At 48.4% G+C, this 18,667-nt stretch carries 16 protein-coding genes and 1 riboswitch; of the genes, 15 read left to right on the forward strand and 1 reads right to left on the reverse strand.

Translation table 11 applies throughout. The features are described from left to right. The first annotated feature begins 81 nt into the window (after positions 1 to 81). From AC0YNT_RS25630 to AC0YNT_RS25645, 4 genes are all read left to right on the forward strand, one after another. Entirely contained in the window at positions 82 to 516 is a 435-nt protein-coding gene (locus AC0YNT_RS25630) for a MarR family winged helix-turn-helix transcriptional regulator (protein ID WP_475807148.1), read from the forward strand. Positions 517 to 540: 24 nt separating this feature from the next. Then, the gene (locus tag AC0YNT_RS25635; RefSeq protein ID WP_475807149.1) at positions 541 to 2,172 is read left to right on the forward strand and encodes an MDR family MFS transporter; all 1,632 of its coding nucleotides are present in this window, start codon (positions 541 to 543) and stop codon (positions 2,170 to 2,172) included. A gap of 188 nt (positions 2,173 to 2,360) precedes the next feature. After that, positions 2,361 to 2,795, forward strand: coding sequence for a MarR family winged helix-turn-helix transcriptional regulator (locus AC0YNT_RS25640; RefSeq protein ID WP_167278802.1), 435 nt, complete (start codon positions 2,361 to 2,363; stop codon positions 2,793 to 2,795). Between the two features lie 41 nt (positions 2,796 to 2,836). After that, entirely contained in the window at positions 2,837 to 4,357 is a 1,521-nt protein-coding gene (locus tag AC0YNT_RS25645) for a DHA2 family efflux MFS transporter permease subunit (RefSeq protein WP_475807150.1), read from the forward strand. A gap of 244 nt (positions 4,358 to 4,601) precedes the next feature. On the opposite strand, the gene AC0YNT_RS25650 is transcribed toward AC0YNT_RS25645, so the two are convergent. Beyond that, positions 4,602 to 5,891: a LysM peptidoglycan-binding domain-containing protein gene (locus AC0YNT_RS25650; RefSeq protein ID WP_475807151.1), complete on the reverse strand. Its 1,290-nt coding sequence runs from the start codon at positions 5,889 to 5,891 to the stop codon at positions 4,602 to 4,604. A gap of 270 nt (positions 5,892 to 6,161) precedes the next feature. After that, positions 6,162 to 6,262: riboswitch (purine riboswitch) on the forward strand. 288 nt (positions 6,263 to 6,550) lie between these two features. Between AC0YNT_RS25650 and purE the strand changes: the two genes are divergently transcribed. From purE to purH, 11 genes are all read left to right on the forward strand, one after another. Further along, positions 6,551 to 7,036 carry a 5-(carboxyamino)imidazole ribonucleotide mutase gene (gene purE, locus AC0YNT_RS25655; protein ID WP_167278805.1) on the forward strand — a complete coding sequence of 162 codons (486 nt, stop codon included), beginning with the start codon at positions 6,551 to 6,553 and terminating at the stop codon, positions 7,034 to 7,036. Beyond that, entirely contained in the window at positions 7,033 to 8,199 is a 1,167-nt protein-coding gene (purK, locus tag AC0YNT_RS25660) for a 5-(carboxyamino)imidazole ribonucleotide synthase (protein ID WP_475807152.1), read from the forward strand. Before purE ends, purK begins: the two co-directional genes overlap by 4 nt. Positions 8,200 to 8,206: 7 nt before the next feature. Next, positions 8,207 to 9,502 carry an adenylosuccinate lyase gene (gene purB, locus AC0YNT_RS25665; RefSeq protein WP_475807153.1) on the forward strand — a complete coding sequence of 432 codons (1,296 nt, stop codon included), beginning with the start codon at positions 8,207 to 8,209 and terminating at the stop codon, positions 9,500 to 9,502. A 21-nt stretch (positions 9,503 to 9,523) separates the two neighbouring features. Beyond that, on the forward strand, positions 9,524 to 10,423 hold the full coding sequence (locus AC0YNT_RS25670) for a phosphoribosylaminoimidazolesuccinocarboxamide synthase (RefSeq protein WP_475807154.1): 900 nt from the start codon (positions 9,524 to 9,526) through the stop codon (positions 10,421 to 10,423). A 333-nt stretch (positions 10,424 to 10,756) separates the two neighbouring features. After that, entirely contained in the window at positions 10,757 to 10,999 is a 243-nt protein-coding gene (gene purS, locus AC0YNT_RS25675; RefSeq protein ID WP_167278809.1) for a phosphoribosylformylglycinamidine synthase subunit PurS, read from the forward strand. 3 nt (positions 11,000 to 11,002) lie between these two features. Next, on the forward strand, positions 11,003 to 11,698 hold the full coding sequence (gene purQ, locus AC0YNT_RS25680) for a phosphoribosylformylglycinamidine synthase subunit PurQ (RefSeq protein WP_475807155.1): 696 nt from the start codon (positions 11,003 to 11,005) through the stop codon (positions 11,696 to 11,698). Then, entirely contained in the window at positions 11,676 to 13,919 is a 2,244-nt protein-coding gene (purL, locus tag AC0YNT_RS25685) for a phosphoribosylformylglycinamidine synthase subunit PurL (protein WP_475807156.1), read from the forward strand. Before purQ ends, purL begins: the two co-directional genes overlap by 23 nt. Then, positions 13,904 to 15,382, forward strand: a complete 1,479-nt coding sequence (gene purF / locus AC0YNT_RS25690; RefSeq protein WP_167278812.1) for an amidophosphoribosyltransferase — start codon at positions 13,904 to 13,906, stop codon at positions 15,380 to 15,382. Before purL ends, purF begins: the two co-directional genes overlap by 16 nt. A gap of 30 nt (positions 15,383 to 15,412) precedes the next feature. Then, positions 15,413 to 16,456 (forward strand): phosphoribosylformylglycinamidine cyclo-ligase, encoded by a 1,044-nt coding sequence (purM, locus tag AC0YNT_RS25695; RefSeq protein ID WP_475807157.1) that lies wholly within the window; start codon positions 15,413 to 15,415, stop codon positions 16,454 to 16,456. After that, positions 16,456 to 17,067, forward strand: coding sequence for a phosphoribosylglycinamide formyltransferase (gene purN / locus AC0YNT_RS25700; RefSeq protein WP_475807158.1), 612 nt, complete (start codon positions 16,456 to 16,458; stop codon positions 17,065 to 17,067). The genes purM and purN overlap by 1 nt, the downstream gene beginning before the upstream one ends. 48 nt (positions 17,068 to 17,115) lie before the next feature. After that, entirely contained in the window at positions 17,116 to 18,666 is a 1,551-nt protein-coding gene (gene purH / locus AC0YNT_RS25705) for a bifunctional phosphoribosylaminoimidazolecarboxamide formyltransferase/IMP cyclohydrolase (protein WP_475807159.1), read from the forward strand. The last annotated feature ends 1 nt before the right edge of the window (position 18,667 follow it).

Consider the following 18,667-nt stretch of genomic DNA (forward strand, 5'->3'; position numbering starts at 1 on the left):
ATTTATTCTTAAAATATTAAGCACTAACTAAATTGAAGGTTGGACGACAGGCGAGGTCAGGGTGGGAAGGAGAGAGAGGGAATGACGAATACAAGCGAAGAATTGATTGGTTTTATCGGACAGTTCAGGACGTTTCTTAGAAACGTGAACAGCGATTGGAGCAAGAATACGATGTGCGGCATGAACTATACGCAATTCAAGCTGCTATTCACCCTTCATACATCTGGCACTCACAAAGTATCGGATATTGCAGATATTCTAGGGCTTACTTCGGGTGCAATTACGGGAATCGCGGATAAGCTTGTTGCAGAAGGATGGATTAGCAGGGAACGGGCCAGTAATGACCGCAGAGTGGTGTACATTGCCTTAACGTCCAAAGGTCAGGAAATGGTTGATGAAATTCTTGAATCGCAGAAAGAGACCTTTTCTTCCCTTTTTAATGTACTGCCGGAAGAAGATATTCAGCACCTGAGAAGAATTTTCTCCGAGCTGCTTGCGAATATGGACAACAAATAGATTTAGAGGAGAAGAGAGTAAATCATGGAACATCTATCAAAACAAAGAAAACTGACGATTATGATTGCTATCATGTTCGCAATGTTCTTTGCAGCTATTAACCAAACGATAACAAGTACGGCAATGCCGCGCATTATCGCACAATTAGGCGGTATGGATCTTTATACATGGACGATCACAATCTATATGCTGACTTCCACCATCGCCACCATTCTAGTCGGCAAGCTGTCTGATATATATGGGCGTAAGCCATTTATCTTGGCAGGTATTTTATTTTTTATCGTTGGTGCATTTACGTCAGGTCTTTCGGACAACGTGTATCAGTTCATTACCTTCCGTGGTATTCAAGGGGTAGGTGCCGGTATTATTATGGCAACAGCTTTCACATCCGTAGGTGACTTGTTCCCTCCACGTGAACGGGGTAAATGGACTGGTATAATGACGGCTGTATTTGGCTTCTCCAGCGTTATTGGTCCAACACTTGGTGGATGGATTATCGACAATATGGCTTGGCACTGGGTATTCTGGATCTTCCTGCCGCTTGGTGTTATTGCATTCATTATGATTCTGACGTTATTCCCGAAAACCGAGCGCAAAGCTCATCAGCCAATCGACTACCTGGGTTCGATTTTCTTGACAACAACTCTAGTACCACTGCTGCTTGCTTTTACATGGGCGGGATCCAAATACGAATGGGCTTCTGTTCAAGTTATCGGCTTGTTTGGCATAACCGTCTTGTCGCTCATTATCTTCCTGCTTATTGAACGGAAAGCGAAGAACCCTGTGCTTCCGCTTTATATTTTCCGTAATGGTACAGTAGCTCTCTCCAATGTAATTGGCTTTATTATGAACTTCGGTATGATGGGGGCGCTGATCTACCTGTCCTTCTTCGTACAAGGTGTTCTTGGTATCTCGCCAACACATGCTGGTTATGTAACGATGCCAATGTCGATTGGTATGGTTATTACGAGTGCGATTGGTGGTCAATTGATCTCGAGAACAGGGAAGTACAAACGTTTTGCAGTCATTGGCTTGCCGATTATGCTTGTTGGTATGCTGATTATGACGTTTATGAACAACGTACCAATGGCGGTACTGGCGATGATCATCTTTGGCCTTGGTCTTGGCCTTGGTATGCCGGTCTTCTCGCTTACGGTTCAAAATGCGGTACCGCACACAGAACTTGGTGCAGCAACAGCAACCATGCAATTGTTCCGTAACTTGGGTGGTACAATTGGTATCGCAGTAATGGGTACCGTCCTGTCCTCAGCACTGAAGCATAATCTGACGGATCTTTCCAAGTCTGGCGAAGGCGCAGATATGTCGAAGCTTGATCCAGCTACAGCGGAGAAATTTGCACAGTTTGCAAATCCTCAGATGCTGACAGATCAACCAGCTCTTAAAGCGACTCGTGAAGGCTTAACGGCTGATCTGCAGGTGCAATTTGATAAAATGATTGACTTGCTTCGTGATGCGCTTAGCAATTCGCTGTCGACAGTGTTTTTGACAGGTGCGGCCATTTTGTTCATCGCCGTTGTCCTTGTATGGTTCATTAGAGAAATCCCACTTCGTACAACCAATAAGGCACCGCAAGAAGTTTCTGGTGGTACAGAAGTAAATGTGGAAGGCCAAGTTGCTGTTAGCCAAAGCAAATAAGGAGAAGCTATTAAAGAAAAAGACAGTCTAAAAGCTGTCTTTTTTTCTATCCAAAAAACCCGTTGACTGATTCACAAAAGAGATATATAGTAGTAAATGCTTTATTAATAATTTGTTTAGTTTTAAAATATTAAATGCTAACGTATTATTTCAATTCATGGCAAGTCAGAATGGAAAGGAGAGAGGGAATGAGCAATGCCAATGAAGAACTAATTGGTTTTCTTGGTCAGTTCCGGACATTCTTGAAGAACGTGAACAATGAATGGAGCAGGAAAACGATGAGCGGTATGAACTATACGCAGTTCAAAGTTTTGTTTACCCTTCATACATCAGGCTCGCGCAAAGTATCTGAAATGGCCGAAGTATTAGGACTTACCTCTGGCGCGATAACAGGCATAGCCGATAAATTGGTCGCTGAAGGCTGGATCAGCCGTGAGCGTGCCAATGATGATCGGCGAGTCGTGTACATTGCATTAACCGCTAAGGGCAAGGCGATGGTGGACGATTTGCTTGAATCGCAGAAAGAAACATTCTCCTCATTCTTTCATGCACTGCCAGTAGAGGATATTCAGCATCTGAAGAGGATTTTCACTCAGCTGCTTGCGAATATGGATAACAAATAGCATTTAGCATGCAACACATCTACAAAAGGAGAGAAAGACCTATGAGTAATGCTGTAGCAGCATTTAAAAGAGGCCCGATCGTCGCATCGGTACTCATTGCAGCCTTTGTTGCGCTGCTTAGCCAGACGTTGTTGAACGTTGCGCTTCCAAGTATTATGGCTGACCTTGAAGTCAGCGCCAATACGGTACAATGGTTATCAACCGGTTATTTGCTTGTTAACGGGGTCCTTATTCCAATTAGTGCATATTTGATCAGCCGGTTCTCAACAAGGTCATTATTTATCGTTGCAACAAGTTTATTTTCGGCAGGTACTATAGTCAGCGCCTTGGCGCCAAGCTTTGAAGTCCTTCTTACAGGTCGTATTATACAAGCGGCAGGCGCCGGTATTCTGATGCCGCTAATGTCCATCATCTTCTTGACCATCTTCCCGATTGAACAGCGTGGTAAGGCAATGGGTATGATGGGGATCGCAATGATCTTCGCTCCAGCTGTTGGACCAACACTGTCGGGCTGGGTCGTAGAGCATTATGACTGGCGTGTGTTGTTCTATATTGTATTGCCAATCTCGTTATTCGGCTTGATCTATGGCGCAATTTCGATGATGAATGTAACGAAAACTGCAAAATCCAAGCTGGATATCTTCGCCGTTATTTTATCTACACTGGGCTTTGGCGGTCTGCTGTATGGCTTTAGTGATGCAGGTACAGACGGCTGGGATAGTCCGACGGTTTACACAAGCCTGAGCATTGGGGTTGTCGCACTGATTGCCTTTGTATGGTATCAATTGGTTGTTAAGAAACCGATTCTTGAAATTCGTGTATTCAAGTTCGGCATGTATTCCCTGACAACTGTCATTAACGTGATCATTACGATGGCGATGTTCTCGGGTATGATTTTGCTGCCGATCTATCTGCAAAACATCATGGGATTCACTCCGCTTAAATCTGGTCTGCTCCTGCTTCCGGGCGCAATCCTGATGGGGATTATGTCTCCGATTACCGGTATGATCTTCGATAAGGTCGGTGCTCGCTGGCTGGCGGTAACTGGTCTTGTGATAACCGTGTACTCGTCTTATGAATTCAGTCAGTTGACGGATCATACGACTTATGGCTTTTTGATTACAATGTATACATTGCGGATGTTCGGTATGTCGATGCTGATGATGCCGATCCAAACAGCCGGCATGAACCAATTGCCGCAACGTTTGAACGCTCACGGTTCGGCGATGTCTCAGACGCTTCGTAACGTTGCAGGCGCCCTGGGTACAGCATTCCTGGTAACGCTGATGACGAACAAAACGGCTTCCGAAGCGAAGAGCATGGTTATATCGCAAGGTGTCGATCCTACCGACAAGGTAGCGATGGGTCATATTACACAGGAAGCGATGATTGTTGGTATCAACCACTCGTTCGTTGTAGCAACATGGTTCGCTGTTGTAGCACTCGTTCTGGCCTTCTTCATCCGTAAAGTAAAACCACATGAAGAACCAGCTAAAGTTGTAGGCTCCTCTTCAGAAGGCGGCGTAGCAGAGGCTCAAATCGCTACTAGTCAATCTAAATAAAATAACTGCTCTAACAAGAAGGCCGTGCAGGGATCAAAAACCTGCACGGCCTCTTTCTGTTTCCCCTCCCAGGTTAAACGGAGCATTTAAATGATTCTGTAGAAGCGAAGCGTTCGCTTTTGTGAAGGGGTTCCTACATATAAAACTTAATTCAAAGGAACCCCTGAGCAATGGCGATCGAAAGAACATTTAAATGCGCAGTGTGCTTTATTTTTGCAATCTGCGCAGTTTGCGCGTGTTTAACCTATTTAATCCACTTATGGACATGGAAATTTTGCTCCAGCACCTGCCAGAAAACAGGGAACGGAACATCGAGCACCCAACCACTTATTCCGCGCAGGTGATAACATTTGACGAGATCAAGCTTCGCCTGCACACTTCTAGCATCCTCATACCAAACCTCATGATCACGTCCTTGCTCATCGAGGTACCTATAGTATGGCGACTCTGCAATCGGATCGTATTGGATAGAGGCGCCATATCTTGCCGCCCTTCGAACAGCATCGTTTGAGCTGATGGATAAAGCCCAGTCCTGGCCGGGGACATAAGGGAGAGTCCAGTCATAGCCGTATAAGGGCATACCCAGCATGATTTTATTCGCAGGTATTACTGATAAGGCATGTGCTACAACTTTAGCAACCTCATTGCGCGGGGCAACGGGCATCGGCGGTCCTCCGGACCAGCCCCATTCATACGTCATTAGAATAACGAAATCGAGCAGACGTCCATGGAAGGCGTAATCCTGTCCCTCGTACAGATGACCCGCAAGATTAGGTTCAACAGCTGGAGGGAGAGTAGAGGACACCAGATATCCGTACCGATGCAGCGTGTCGGTCAGCTGTTCCAAAAATTGATGATACAAGACACGATCAGCAGCGGGGATAAACGCAAAATCGACATTAAGCACCCAATACCTGTTCGTTCGCATGGTGTTGATGACATTATGGATCAGACGGTCAATTACCGTTTTATTAGATAAAATGAAATGCACAAGGCTGGGACTAAACGAATAGCCGTCAAAGTTCGTGATTACCATCATGGGGGTGGCGCGATTCTGATTGGCGGCTTGAATGATCGGCTTATCAAACAACATGCTTAATGAACCGTCAGGTCTAACTTGATGACTGAACGGACTTAGGAAGGTCAAATGCCTGGCGGCGGAGGCTGCAGGTGAAGATCCAGGAGCTCCTGTCATGGCAGCTGGTTCAGTATAACCATTGGCCTCAATGGCGATCTTACGGGGGTTCGGAATGCGAAGCATCATGCCGGGAAGAATAAGGGCGGGATTAGTGATATGGTTCACTCTGGCCAGCTCTTGCAGGGTGACACTGTATTTTTGTGAGATCAACCATAAGGTTTCACCGGGCATCACTTGGTGGGTGGCCGCTTGAACGGGAATGATAAGCGACTGTCCGGAGACGAGAGGCTCAGATTCATGCATGCCATTGGCTGCAAATATCGCATCAGGTCCTATATTGAACTGCTGCGCCAGGCTTTGTATGGTATCACGTGTTTTGACAGTATAGATTTGCATCGCCTCTCGCCTCCCGTTCCTTGATCTTTTCAAGTTATACGTTAATGTCTCTTCTATTACTCTATTCCGAACCTTCCCAAACTTAACACCAAGCCAATTAATTTGATAAAGGCAGAAAAAGGGAGCCCGAATTGTTGCATTATTATGCAAAAACGAACTTTATTTGAACTATATTATTTTAATGTTCGTATTTTATACGCTTTTCATTGACAGACATAGGGGGATTGATTAAACTAGAGTAGGTTAAGGCGGAACGTTCGTCGAATGATCCGTTATTATGTTGAAAGTTCTCGTATATCCTCGGGAAAAAGGCCCGAAAGTATCTACCCGAAAACCTATATTTTCGGACTACGAGCATGATGGAACAAATAGACAGGTTGCCTGTAAGTCAGGGCAGCCTTATGCTGTCTTTGCATTACCGTGTTAATCAAGGTGATACGGCTTCCGTTTTCCTTTGATGGCGGGCGTTTTGAAGTAAAGACAATTGTTGCCATTATAGACGCGCAGGGTGAATCCTTCGTTAATGAAGTACCCTGACGTTTTGCTCGAGTCCCGGCAGCATCCATAAGCGATATGGTTGCAGCGCGGGATTTTTGTATTTTTTCGGGTTGGTTTTCGCGAGATGTACACATTTTATATATGAAGGAAGGTTTGAACGCATGTCTGCGAAAGTAGGCGTCATCATGGGCAGCAAGTCGGATTGGGATACAATGAAACTTGCCTGCGACGTGTTAGAAGAACTGCAAATTCCGTACGAGAAAAAGGTTGTTTCTGCGCATCGGACACCAGATTTAATGTTCGAGTATGCGGAGACTGCTGCAGAACGCGGCCTTAAAGTAATCATTGCAGGTGCCGGTGGTGCCGCGCATTTGCCGGGTATGGTTGCTGCAAAGACGATTCTGCCGGTAATCGGTGTACCAGTGAAATCCTCCAATCTGAGCGGTCTTGATTCGCTCCTGTCGATCGTCCAAATGCCAGGCGGCATTCCGGTTGCAACAGTTGCGATTGGCAACGCCGGCGGTACAAACGCTGGCCTTTTGGCTGCTCAAATGCTTGGAGCCTTTGATCCAGAAGTACAAGCCCGTGTAGAAGCGCGGCGTGAGCGGGTCAAGCAGGAAGTGCTGGAAAGCAGTGAGACATTATGATGATGGAAGCAGGCAACAGGACGCTGCTGCCGGGCAGTACGATTGGTGTCCTTGGCGGCGGACAGCTTGGCCGAATGATGGCACTTGCGGGCAGCGCAATGGGTTATCGATTCGTTGCACTTGATCCAACGCCTGACGCACCATGCGGACAAGTAGCTGAACAGATCGTCGCTGCTTACAATGACCGTGAAGCAGCTCGCGAGCTTGCACGCCGGGCAGATGTCATCACCTACGAATTCGAGAATGTAGACGCTGATGTAGCTGCGATGCTCATGTCGGAATCGTATGTGCCGCAGGGAAGCGAGCTTCTCTATACAACGCAGCATCGGCTGCGTGAGAAGCGAGCGATTGAAGCGGCAGGCGTACGGGTTGCCCCGTACAGTGAGATCCGGAGCAGCGAGGAGCTTCGCGCAGCGGCTGAAAAGTTTGGCCTTCCATGCGTACTTAAGACAGCAATGGGCGGCTATGACGGCAAAGGGCAATGGGTGATTAGAAGCTTCGACGAGATTGAAGAAGCGTATGAGACATTAAGCCGTGCCGGTGTAGAGCTAGTGCTGGAGCAATTCATTAAGTTTGATAAAGAGTTATCCGTTATTGCGGCAAGAAGTCCGAAAGGTGAGATAAAAGCGTTCCCCGCAGCAGAAAATATTCATATCGAAAATATTTTGCACCTGTCGATCGTTCCTGCTCGAATTGCTGAGAGTGTACAACAGGAAGCGGAAAAGCTGGCGATGAAGATTGCTGAAGGGCTTGGAGTTGTTGGCTTAATCGCCGTTGAGCTGTTCCTGACAGCTGACGGTGAACTGTTCGTCAACGAACTGGCGCCACGTCCTCATAACAGCGGGCATTATACAATGGAAGCCTGCCGTACTTCGCAGTTCGAACAGCATGTACGTGCGGTATGCAATTTGCCTTTAGGTGATACTCAGCTGCTTACTCCCGTTGTAATGGTGAATGTTCTTGGACAACATGTTGAGCCTTTGCTAGCGCGGATAACCAAGCATGATGAGGCGGCATCGCGATTGAATGTTGCTCCGAAAGTTCATTTGTACGGTAAGAAAGACGCTGTTCATAAACGTAAGATGGGCCATGTTAACGTGCTTGCAGGCGATGTGCAACAGGCGCTTGATTGGATAGAAGAGACAAACATTTGGAAGGTGTGAACGGTACATGTTAGAGCGTTACAGCAGACCGGAAATGAGAGCAATTTGGACAGAGCAGAATAAATTCCAAGCATGGCTTGAAGTTGAGCTTTGCTCCTGTGAGGCTTGGGTTGAGCTTGGCGTTATTCCGAAGGAAGATGTCGAAGCGCTTCGCGCCGCAGCGACCTTCAATATCGACCGTATTTACGAAATCGAACAAGAAACCCGTCATGACGTTATCGCGTTCACACGTGCCGTGTCCGAGACTGTTGGTCCGGAACGCAAATGGGTGCATTACGGCCTGACTTCGACAGACGTTGTAGATACAGCGAATGGCTACCTGCTTCTTCAAGCGAATGCCATCTTGAAAAAAGACATCGAGCGCTTCATCTCGATCCTTCGCGAGAAAGCTGTTCAATATAAAGATACGCCAATGATGGGCCGTACACATGGTGTACATGCTGAGCCAACAACATTTGGTCTCAAAATGGCTCTGTGGCATGAAGAAATGAAACGTAACCTGGAGCGCTTCGAGCATGCAGCTAATGGCGTTCAATTCGGTAAAATCTCCGGTGCCGTTGGTACTTATGCTAACATCGATCCTTTCGTTGAAGAGTTCGTTTGTAACAAGCTTGGCATCAGCGCAGCTCCAATCTCGACACAAACTCTGCAGCGTGACCGTCACGCTGAATATATGGCGACACTGGCACTTGTTGCTACATCGCTTGATAAATTCGCTACTGAAATTCGCGCTTTGCAGAAGAGTGAATTCCGTGAAGTGGAAGAAGCATTCGCGAAAGGTCAAAAAGGCTCTTCCGCAATGCCGCACAAACGTAACCCAATTGGCTGCGAGAATATTTCCGGTCTGTCCCGCGTGATTCGTGGTCACATGCTGACAGCTTACGAGAACGTACCGCTGTGGCATGAGCGCGACATCAGCCATTCTTCGGCTGAACGTGTTATCCTCCCGGATGCAACAATGCTTCTGAACTACATGTTGAACCGTCTTGGCAACATCATTCAGAACTTGACTGTATTCCCTGAAAACATGAAGAAAAACATGCAGCGTACATTTGGCGTTCCGTTCTCTGGCCGCGTGATGACAAAGCTGATTGATAAAGGCCTCAGCCGTGAGCAAGCCTACGACACCGTTCAACCACGTGCGATGCAAGCATGGGAAGAGCAGCGTCAATTCCGCGATATTATCGAATCGACACCGGAGATCACAAGCCTGCTGTCTGCTGAAGAAATCGATGATGCATTTAATCCGGCTTGGCATTTGAAGCATGTGAATACGATTTTCACACGTCTTGGCTTGAACTAAGAGGCAAAGGGGATTCGAAGAATGACTGCACAATCGCAAGCTTTATCCTCAGCAGCGGATTATATCAAAGCTCCGCTGCTGTATAAAGGCAAAGTACGTGAGCTTTATGATCTCGGCGAGCATTACCTGATCGTTGTAACGGACCGCATTTCAGCATTCGATTATATTCTTGATCCTGCTGTACCGCAGAAAGGCAACGTACTGAATCGCCTGTCGGCATTCTGGTTCGAGCAAACCGCTTCGATCCAGCCAAACCATGTCATCCACACTGATGTAGACAAGCTTGGGGATATCGTAACGGAGCCGGAATTGCTGAGAAACCGCATCATGGTAACGAAGAAAGCACAGCGCATTGATATTGAATGTGTCGTGCGCGGCTATATCACTGGCGGCGGTTGGAGACAATACCAACAAACGTCCGCGATTAACGGAATCGAGCTTCCGGAAGGTATGCGCAAGAACGAGCGATTCCCTAAGCCAATCTTCACTCCAGCAGCGAAAAACGATGTTGGCCATGATGAAGACATTCCATTCGAGCGGATGCAAGAGATGGTTGGCGCAGAACTCGCTGAAGAGCTTCGCGACTGCAGCATCAAGCTGTACGAGTTCGCTCGTGAATATTGCGCGAAGCATGGTATTATCCTTGCTGATTGCAAATTCGAGTTCGGCTTGATCGACGGCAAAGTCATTCTGATCGACGAAATCTTTACCCCGGACTCCTCGCGTTTCTGGGCAGAGGGCAACTATGCTTTCGATATCGAGATCGACAGCATGGATAAAGAACCGGTCCGCACGTACCTTCTTGATTCCGATTGGGACAGAGACAGCAAGCCGGCTCCACTGCCTGAATCCGTTGTTAACGAAACAACAAATCGTTACCTAGACATCTACAGCCGTTTAACTGGCAGTTCATTGGTATAGATCGTAATCATTTATAGGTTTTAGTTTTGTTCTTAATTATTAGATCTTTCTTGGCGTTAAAGGCGCGATAAGCGCCACAAAACGCCCCCTAATTGCTTACACGACTACCCGGGAGGATGTTGTAGAAAACGGCAGCCGGGACTGAAGGAGCAGGGGTGTCTGTCGGAGAGCGACAGCGCTCGCCTTTGAAATTCGGAAAATATCCACGAAGTAGATTAAATGAAATTTTCCGATTTCAACAGCGACGTAGACAGACACCACTGTGACTGAGGGACACGAGCTGGCGAACTCTTTTACACATCGACCGGAAAAACCATTTTCAGGAGGCCACTTATGAAAGCCAAAGTCTACGTCACTATCAAACAAAATGTACTCGACCCGCAAGGTCAAGCCGTTCAAGGCTCGCTGCACACAATGGGATTTGCAGAAGTTGATAAAGTTCGCATCGGTAAATACCTGGAGCTTGAACTTGACACGAATGACCGCGCTGAAGCGGAAGCACGCGTGAAAGTAATGTGCGAGAAGCTGCTGGCAAACACGGTTGTCGAAGATTACCGTTTTGAATTGGAGGGATAATCGATGAAGTTTGCAGTAATCGTATTTCCCGGCTCCAACTGTGACATCGACTGCTACAAAGCGGTAGAAGATACAATCGGCCAAGAGGTTGATTACGTATGGCATACAGCGACTGACCTGTCCGCATACGATGCCATTCTCGTGCCAGGCGGCTTCTCCTACGGCGACTACCTGCGCTGCGGCGCGATGGCAAGTTTCGCTCCAGTAATGAATGAAGTTGTGAAAGCAGCAGAACAAGGTAAATTCATCCTTGGTATCTGCAACGGATTCCAGATTCTGACCGAAGCTAACCTTCTGCCAGGCGCACTGATCCGCAACACAGGCCTTAAATTCCGCTGCCACCAAACACCGCTTGAAGTGGTGAACAACGGCACAGCGTTTACGAACCAATACTCGCAAGGCGAGATTATCGATATTCCAATCGCTCACGGCGAAGGCAACTACTATTGCGACGATGCAACACTTGCTGAGCTTAAAGCAAACAACCAAATCGTGTTCCGCTACGCAGGCGACACGAACCCGAATGGTTCGGTTGAGAACATTGCGGGTATCAGCAACAAAAAGGGTAATGTCGTTGGCATGATGCCTCACCCAGAGCGTGCGGTTGATCAAATCCTCGGCTCGGAAGACGGCAAACGGATGTTTACATCGATTTTGAATGCATGGAGGGAACAACATGGCGCAGCAATTAACGGCTAAGGAACCAACAGCCGAACAAATCGTCGAGCAAAAGATTTATCAACAATTTGGTGTATCGGATTATGAGTTTGAGCTTATCTGCGGTTTTCTTGGCCGTACACCTAACTACACGGAAATCGGCGTATTTAGCGTTATGTGGTCGGAGCATTGTGCGTACAAGAACTCCAAGCCAATCCTGAAGAAATTCCCGATCACTGGACCACGTGTCCTGATGGGACCAGGTGAAGGCGCGGGTATCGTTGATATCGGCGACAACCAAGCGGTTGTATTCAAGATCGAATCGCATAACCATCCATCTGCTGTTGAGCCTTACCAAGGTGCTGCAACTGGTGTTGGCGGCATTATCCGTGACATTTTCTCGATGGGCGCTCGTCCTGTTGCCCTGCTGAACTCGCTTCGTTTCGGCAAGCTTGAGAATGATCGTGTGAAGTACTTGTTCGAGAACGTTGTCAGCGGTATTGCTGGCTACGGTAACTGTATCGGTATCCCTACTGTTGCTGGCGAAGTTATGTTCGACGAGAGCTACGAAGGCAACCCGCTTGTTAACGCAATGTGTGTAGGTCTTATCGATCATGATAAAATCCAGCGCGGCGTAGCAAAAGGTGTTGGTAACCCAGTCTTCTACGTTGGTCCTGCAACAGGCCGCGACGGTATCCACGGTGCGACATTCGCATCCGTTGAGCTGACAGAAGAATCCGAAGAGAAACGTACTGCCGTACAAGTCGGCGATCCGTTCATGGAGAAGCTCGTTATGGAGTCCACTCTGGAACTGATCAATTCCGGTATCGTACTTGGCATTCAAGATATGGGCGCAGCGGGCCTCACTTGCTCGAGCGCAGAGATGGCTTCCAAAGCCGGCAACGGCCTGGAGCTGTATCTCGATGAGGTTCCACAACGTGAGACAGGCATGACGCCTTACGAAATGATGTTGTCGGAGTCGCAAGAACGTATGTTGTTCGTTGTTGAACCGCAGCATGAAGCACAAGCACAAGAGATCTTCGACCGTTGGGGCGTTATTTGTAAAAAAGTTGGTAAAGTAACCGATGACGGACGTCTTCGTCTGTTCCACCAAGGTGAGCAAGTTGCTGACATGCCGGTTAAAGCACTCGTTGACGAGTGCCCGGTATATGAAAAACCATCGCAAGAGCCTGCTTATTACCGTACGAATGCAACGCTTGATACAGCTGCATTCACTGAAGTAACAGACCTGACTGGTGCTCTTGAGAAAGTACTCGCTTCGCCAACTGTGGCAAGCAAAGAGTGGGTTTACAGCCAATACGACTACATGGTTCGTACATCAACAGCGGTTCAACCAGGCTCCGATGCGGCAGTTGTTACGATTCGCGGCACTCGTAAAGGCCTTGCAATGACAACTGACTGTAATGGTCGTTACGTTTATCTGGATCCTGAAGTAGGCGGACGTATCGCGGTAGCAGAAGCTGCTCGTAACATTGTATGTTCCGGTGCAGAACCACTTGCGATTACAGATAACCTGAACTTCGGCAGCCCTGAGAAGCCGGAAGTATTCTGGCAAATCGAGAAAGCTGCAGACGGCATGTCCGAGGCTTGCCGCGTGCTTGATACGCCGGTAATCGGCGGTAACGTGAGCTTGTACAATGAGAATGCAAAAGGCGCGATCTACCCAACTCCGGTAATCGGTATGGTTGGTCTCGTACATGATGTGGACCACATCACGACACAAGGCTTCAAAAAAGAAGGCGACGTCATTATCCTTGTTGGCGACACTAAAGCAGAGTTTGGCGGCAGCGAGCTGCTCTACGTGCTGAACGGTGCGGCTGAAGGCCGTCCACCAGCTATTGATCTGGCAACGGAGAAAAACATGCTTGGCGCTGTTCTGACAGCGATCCAAGGTGGTCTGGTTGCTTCCGCTCATGACTTGTCTGAAGGCGGCCTTGCTGTAGCTCTTGCGGAATCCGCAATCAGCGGCAAAATTGGTGCAGAAGTGAACGTGGCAACGGATCTTCGTCCTGACCACCTTCTGTTCTCCGAGTCGCAATCGCGTATCCTGCTCTCGGCTACACCTGAGAAAGCAGCAGCATTGCAAGCGCACCTGACTGAACAAGGCGTAGTAAATGCAGCAATCGGTACTGTAAAAGGCAGCAGCCTGACCATCAACGTAAATGGCAAATCCGGCGTTAATGCACCGGTACAACAACTGGAGAAGGTCTGGAAGGATGCGATTCCATGTCTGATGAAATAAAACAGCATAAGCTGTGGACGGGAAATCATTATAACGAAGGCATTGGCCGTGACGATATGTTTGACAAATTGCGTGAGGAATGTGGTGTGTTCGGGGTATTTAATGTCCCGAATGCGTCCTCCCTCAGCTATTACGGCCTTCATGCTCTCCAGCATCGCGGCGAGGAAAGTGCAGGGATCTGTACAGTGGATACGGAGGCGGGAAACCGCTTCGCCTACCACCGCGGTATGGGGCTTGTGAAGGAAGTATTTGATAAAGAGCGGATTCAATCGCTCGCTGGTGATCGCTCCATTGGCCACGTTCGTTATTCGACGGCTGGTGAGAGCAAGCTGGCGAATGCGCAGCCGCTTATTTTCCGTTATCGGGATGGCGATCTGGCGGTTGCAACGAACGGTAATATTGTAAATGCACCGGAGATTCGCAAGGAGCTGGAGAGCCAAGGCTCGATCTTCCAAACCTCCAGCGATACGGAAGTTATCGCTCACTTGATCGCTCGTTCGTCTAAGAGCTTCGAAGAAGCAGCAAAAGATGCGCTTCAGCGTATTATTGGCGGCTTTGCGTTCCTTATTATGACGAATGATAAGCTGCTTGTAGCGTCTGACCCGAATGGTCTTCGTCCACTCGTGATGGGCAAGATCGGTGATGGATATGTATTCTCTTCCGAATCGTGTGCGTTCGAATCGATTGGCGCAGAATATGTACGTGACGTTCAACCAGGTGAACTGCTTTACCTTGATGCTGACGGTATGCGCGAAGACCGTTACGCAGAAGTAGAGCGCCGGGCTACATGTGCGATGGAATATATCTATTTTGCCCGCCCGGACAGCGATATTAATACAATCAACATCCATTCCGCACGTAAGCGGATGGGTAAACAGCTTGCGATGGAATCGTTCGTGGATGCAGACATCGTAATCGGCGTACCGGATTCGAGTATTTCGGCGTCTATTGGTTATGCTGAGCAAACAGGCATTCCTTATGAGCTTGGACTTATTAAGAATAAATACACAGGCCGTACGTTTATTCAGCCCTCCCAAGAGCTGCGGGAGCAAGGTGTGAAGATGAAGCTGTCCGCTGTGCGTAAAGTCGTGGAAGGCAGACGTGTTGTGATGATCGATGACTCGATCGTCCGCGGTACGACATCCCGCCGAATCGTGAACATGCTTCGCGAAGCTGGTGCGACTGAAGTGCATGTGCGGATTACATCTCCGCCATTCAAAAACCCTTGCTACTACGGTATTGATACGCCGGATCGCAAGGAGCTGGTTGCTTCTTCGAGAACGGTGCAAGAAATGTGTGAAATGATTAATGCGGACTCTTTATACTTCCTTAGCCATGAAGGTTTTATCGATTCGGTAGGCGGCAATGACGGCGCGTATAACCGCGGCATGTGTCTGGCTTGCTTCGATAATGATTATCCAACACCGGTAGACGAGGAATCAGATAAGAGCTGCAGCTGTTAATAGACAAGTTTATTAAAGGGGTTGACTGGTGTGTCAGAAGCGTACAAAAAGGCCGGAGTCGATATTGCTGCCGGCAATGAAGCAGTCGAACGGATGAAGAAGCATGTTAAGAAAACGTTCCGTCCAGAGGTGCTGACTGATCTCGGCGGGTTTGGCGGTTTGTTTGGTCTTAACAAAGACAAATACGAGGAGCCTGTGCTCGTATCTGGAACGGACGGCGTTGGCACGAAGCTGAAGCTGGCGTTCATGATGGATAAACATGATACGATCGGCGTTGACGCGGTTGCCATGTGCGTAAACGATATTATCGTACAAGGCGCTGAGCCTCTCTTCTTCCTCGATTATCTGGCATGCGGTAAAGTCGTTCCGGAAAAAATCGAAGCTGTTGTTAAAGGCATCTCCGACGGCTGCGTTCAAGCAGGCTGTGCGCTAATTGGCGGAGAAACAGCTGAAATGCCTGGTATGTACCAAGGCGACGAATATGATATCGCTGGCTTTACAGTTGGCGTTGTTGATAAAAAGAAAATCATCGATGGCACTACAATCGCTCCTGGCGATGTTGTTCTTGGTTTCGCTTCAAGCGGTATCCACAGTAACGGCTACTCGCTCGTACGTCGTCTTCTTCTTGAAGAGTGCGGCTACGCGCTTGACCAACGTCTGCCTGAGCTGAATGACGCTGTACTTGGTGATGTTCTGATCGAGCCAACTCGTATCTATGTGAAATCGGCTTTGAAGCTGATTGAGCAAGTGAATGTAAAAGGTATGGCGCATATTACAGGCGGCGGCTTTATTGAGAATATCCCACGGGTTCTGCCTGAAGGCGTTAATGTAAATGTAGAATACGGCTCTTGGCCGATCCTGCCTATCTTCCAGCTGATGCAGGACAAAGGCGCAATTACAAACCGTGACATGTTCACGACATTTAATATGGGCATCGGGTTAATCGTAGTTGTTCCAGCTGATCAAGCAGAAGAGGCTCTTAAAGCAGCAACTGAGCTTGGCGAAGCAGCATACCGAATCGGAACGGTAACGGAGGGCAATCGCGTCGTTACGTTTACAGGAGCGGACGTGTAATGGGAGCATTGCGTTTAGCCGTCTTCGCATCAGGGCAAGGAACAAACTTCCAAGCCCTGGTCGATGCGGTGCGACAAGGAGGGCTCGATGCAACCATCGAGCTTCTTGTTTGTGATAAGCCATCTGCTCCAGTAGTAGAGCGGGCTCGCAAGGCGGGCGTAGATACCTTCATTTTTGTGCCGAAGGAGTATCCTTCCCGCGAGGCTTATGAAAAGGAAATACTAGCGGAGCTGCAGCGCCGCGGCATTGAACTGGTTGTATTAGCCGGGTATATGCGGATTATTACTTCTGTACTCGTAGAGCCGTTTTATGGCCGTATGATTAATATTCATCCTGCTCTTCTGCCCTCCTTCCCTGGTGTGAATGGAATCGGACAAGCGCTCGAGCATGGCGTGAAGGTTACAGGTGTTACTGTCCATTATGTGGATGGCGGTATGGACAGCGGTCCGATTATTGCCCAAAGCGCAGTTGAAGTGCTAAGCGGAGATACAGAGTCGACACTTGGCGAACGTATTCATTCAGCTGAGCAGCAGCTCTTCCCGCAGGTCGTGCAATGGATCGCACAGGGCCGCGTTGTCCTGGACGGACGCAACGTTACAGTGAAAGCTTAGCTTTTGCTTTAGATAAATAAGTACCTATTTTCGAGGAGGCAATTTCGCGTGGCAATTCGTAGAGCGTTAATTAGTGTTTCGGACAAGACTGGCATTGTTGAATTTTCTCGTGAGCTGGCGGCTCAAGGCGTACAAATTATTTCGACAGGCGGTACGTTCAACCTGCTGGAGAAGGAAGGCATTCCGGTTATCGGTATTTCCGATGTAACGGGCTTCCCTGAAATTTTGGACGGCCGTGTAAAAACGCTTCATCCTGCGGTTCATAGCGGACTTCTTGCTATCCGTGACAACGAAGAGCATCAAAAGGTTATGCAGGAGCTTGGCCTGGATTACATCGACCTTGTGGTTGTTAACCTGTATCCGTTCAAGCAAACGATCGCAAACCCTAACGTGGAATATGAGGATGCTATCGAGAACATCGATATCGGCGGTCCTACTATGCTTCGTTCGGCTGCGAAAAACCATGCCTTCGTAACGGTTGTAGTAGATGCTAATGACTATGCTGCTGTAATCGAAGAGATCAAAGCAGGCGGCGACACAACGCTTGAAACTCGCAAACGTCTGACTGCAAAAGTATTCCGTCATACAGCGGCTTACGATGCACTTATTGCTGATTATCTGACGAAGCAAGTTGGCGAAGAGCTTCCTGAATCCTACACGGTCACTTACGAGAAAGTTCAAGATCTGCGCTACGGCGAGAACCCGCATCAGAAGGCGGCGTTCTACAGCAAGCCGCTTGCACCTGTTGGCAACATTACGACTGCTGAACAGCTGCATGGCAAAGAATTGTCCTACAACAACATTAATGATGCTAACGCAGCACTTGCCATCGTCAAGGAATTTGACGAGCCAGCTTGTGTAGCAGTCAAACATATGAATCCATGCGGCGTGGGTATCGGTGCTGACATCCATGAAGCTTATCAAAAAGCTTACGCAGCTGATCCTACATCGATCTTCGGCGGTATCGTTGCGGCGAACCGTACGATCGGCGCAGACACAGCTGAGCTGCTGAGCCAAATCTTCCTCGAAATCATCATCGCACCGGACTTCACACCAGAAGCGCTGGAAGTGCTGACGAAGAAGAAAAATATCCGTCTTCTCAAACTTGGAGAGCTCTCTGCATCGGCTGCTGAGCGGAAATCCGATTGGCTGTCGACAACGGTTGACGGCGGCTTGCTTGTACAAGAGAGCGACGTTCGCAGCTTGACCGAGGCTGATCTGCAGTTCGTAACGGACCGCAAACCTACTGAAGAAGAGCTGAAACAACTGCTGTTCGGATGGAAAGTTGTGAAGCATGTGAAATCGAACGCGATTTTGCTGGCGAAAAACAACATGACGATCGGCGTTGGTGCTGGCCAAATGAACCGCGTTGGTTCCGCTCGTATCGCGATCGAGCAAGCAGGCGAGCAGGCGGTTGGATCGGTACTTGCTTCCGATGCATTCTTCCCAATGGGTGATACCGTTGAGCTTGCAGCAAAAGCGGGTATTACAGCTATTATCCAAACAGGCGGTTCGATCAAGGACGCAGAGTCGATCGATGCAGCAAATAAGCATAATATCGCAATGGTGATGACAGGCGTTCGTCACTTCAAACACTAAG

Source organism: Paenibacillus sp. J22R56 (genome assembly GCF_056269375.1).

Excerpts from the sequence above, each read along its gene's own strand:
- AC0YNT_RS25630 (WP_475807148.1), top strand. The coding sequence starts at position 82 with ATGACGAATACAAGCGAAGAATTGATTGGTTTTATCGGACAGTTCAGG.
- AC0YNT_RS25635 (WP_475807149.1), top strand. The coding sequence starts at position 541 with ATGGAACATCTATCAAAACAAAGAAAACTGACGATTATGATTGCTATC.
- AC0YNT_RS25640 (WP_167278802.1), top strand. The coding sequence starts at position 2,361 with ATGAGCAATGCCAATGAAGAACTAATTGGTTTTCTTGGTCAGTTCCGG.
- AC0YNT_RS25645 (WP_475807150.1), top strand. The coding sequence starts at position 2,837 with ATGAGTAATGCTGTAGCAGCATTTAAAAGAGGCCCGATCGTCGCATCG.
- AC0YNT_RS25650 (WP_475807151.1), bottom strand. The coding sequence starts at position 5,891 with ATGCAAATCTATACTGTCAAAACACGTGATACCATACAAAGCCTGGCG.
- purE (WP_167278805.1), top strand. The coding sequence starts at position 6,551 with ATGTCTGCGAAAGTAGGCGTCATCATGGGCAGCAAGTCGGATTGGGAT.
- purK (WP_475807152.1), top strand. The coding sequence starts at position 7,033 with ATGATGATGGAAGCAGGCAACAGGACGCTGCTGCCGGGCAGTACGATT.
- purB (WP_475807153.1), top strand. The coding sequence starts at position 8,207 with ATGTTAGAGCGTTACAGCAGACCGGAAATGAGAGCAATTTGGACAGAG.
- AC0YNT_RS25670 (WP_475807154.1), top strand. The coding sequence starts at position 9,524 with ATGACTGCACAATCGCAAGCTTTATCCTCAGCAGCGGATTATATCAAA.
- purS (WP_167278809.1), top strand. The coding sequence starts at position 10,757 with ATGAAAGCCAAAGTCTACGTCACTATCAAACAAAATGTACTCGACCCG.
- purQ (WP_475807155.1), top strand. The coding sequence starts at position 11,003 with ATGAAGTTTGCAGTAATCGTATTTCCCGGCTCCAACTGTGACATCGAC.
- purL (WP_475807156.1), top strand. The coding sequence starts at position 11,676 with ATGGCGCAGCAATTAACGGCTAAGGAACCAACAGCCGAACAAATCGTC.
- purF (WP_167278812.1), top strand. The coding sequence starts at position 13,904 with ATGTCTGATGAAATAAAACAGCATAAGCTGTGGACGGGAAATCATTAT.
- purN (WP_475807158.1), top strand. The coding sequence starts at position 16,456 with ATGGGAGCATTGCGTTTAGCCGTCTTCGCATCAGGGCAAGGAACAAAC.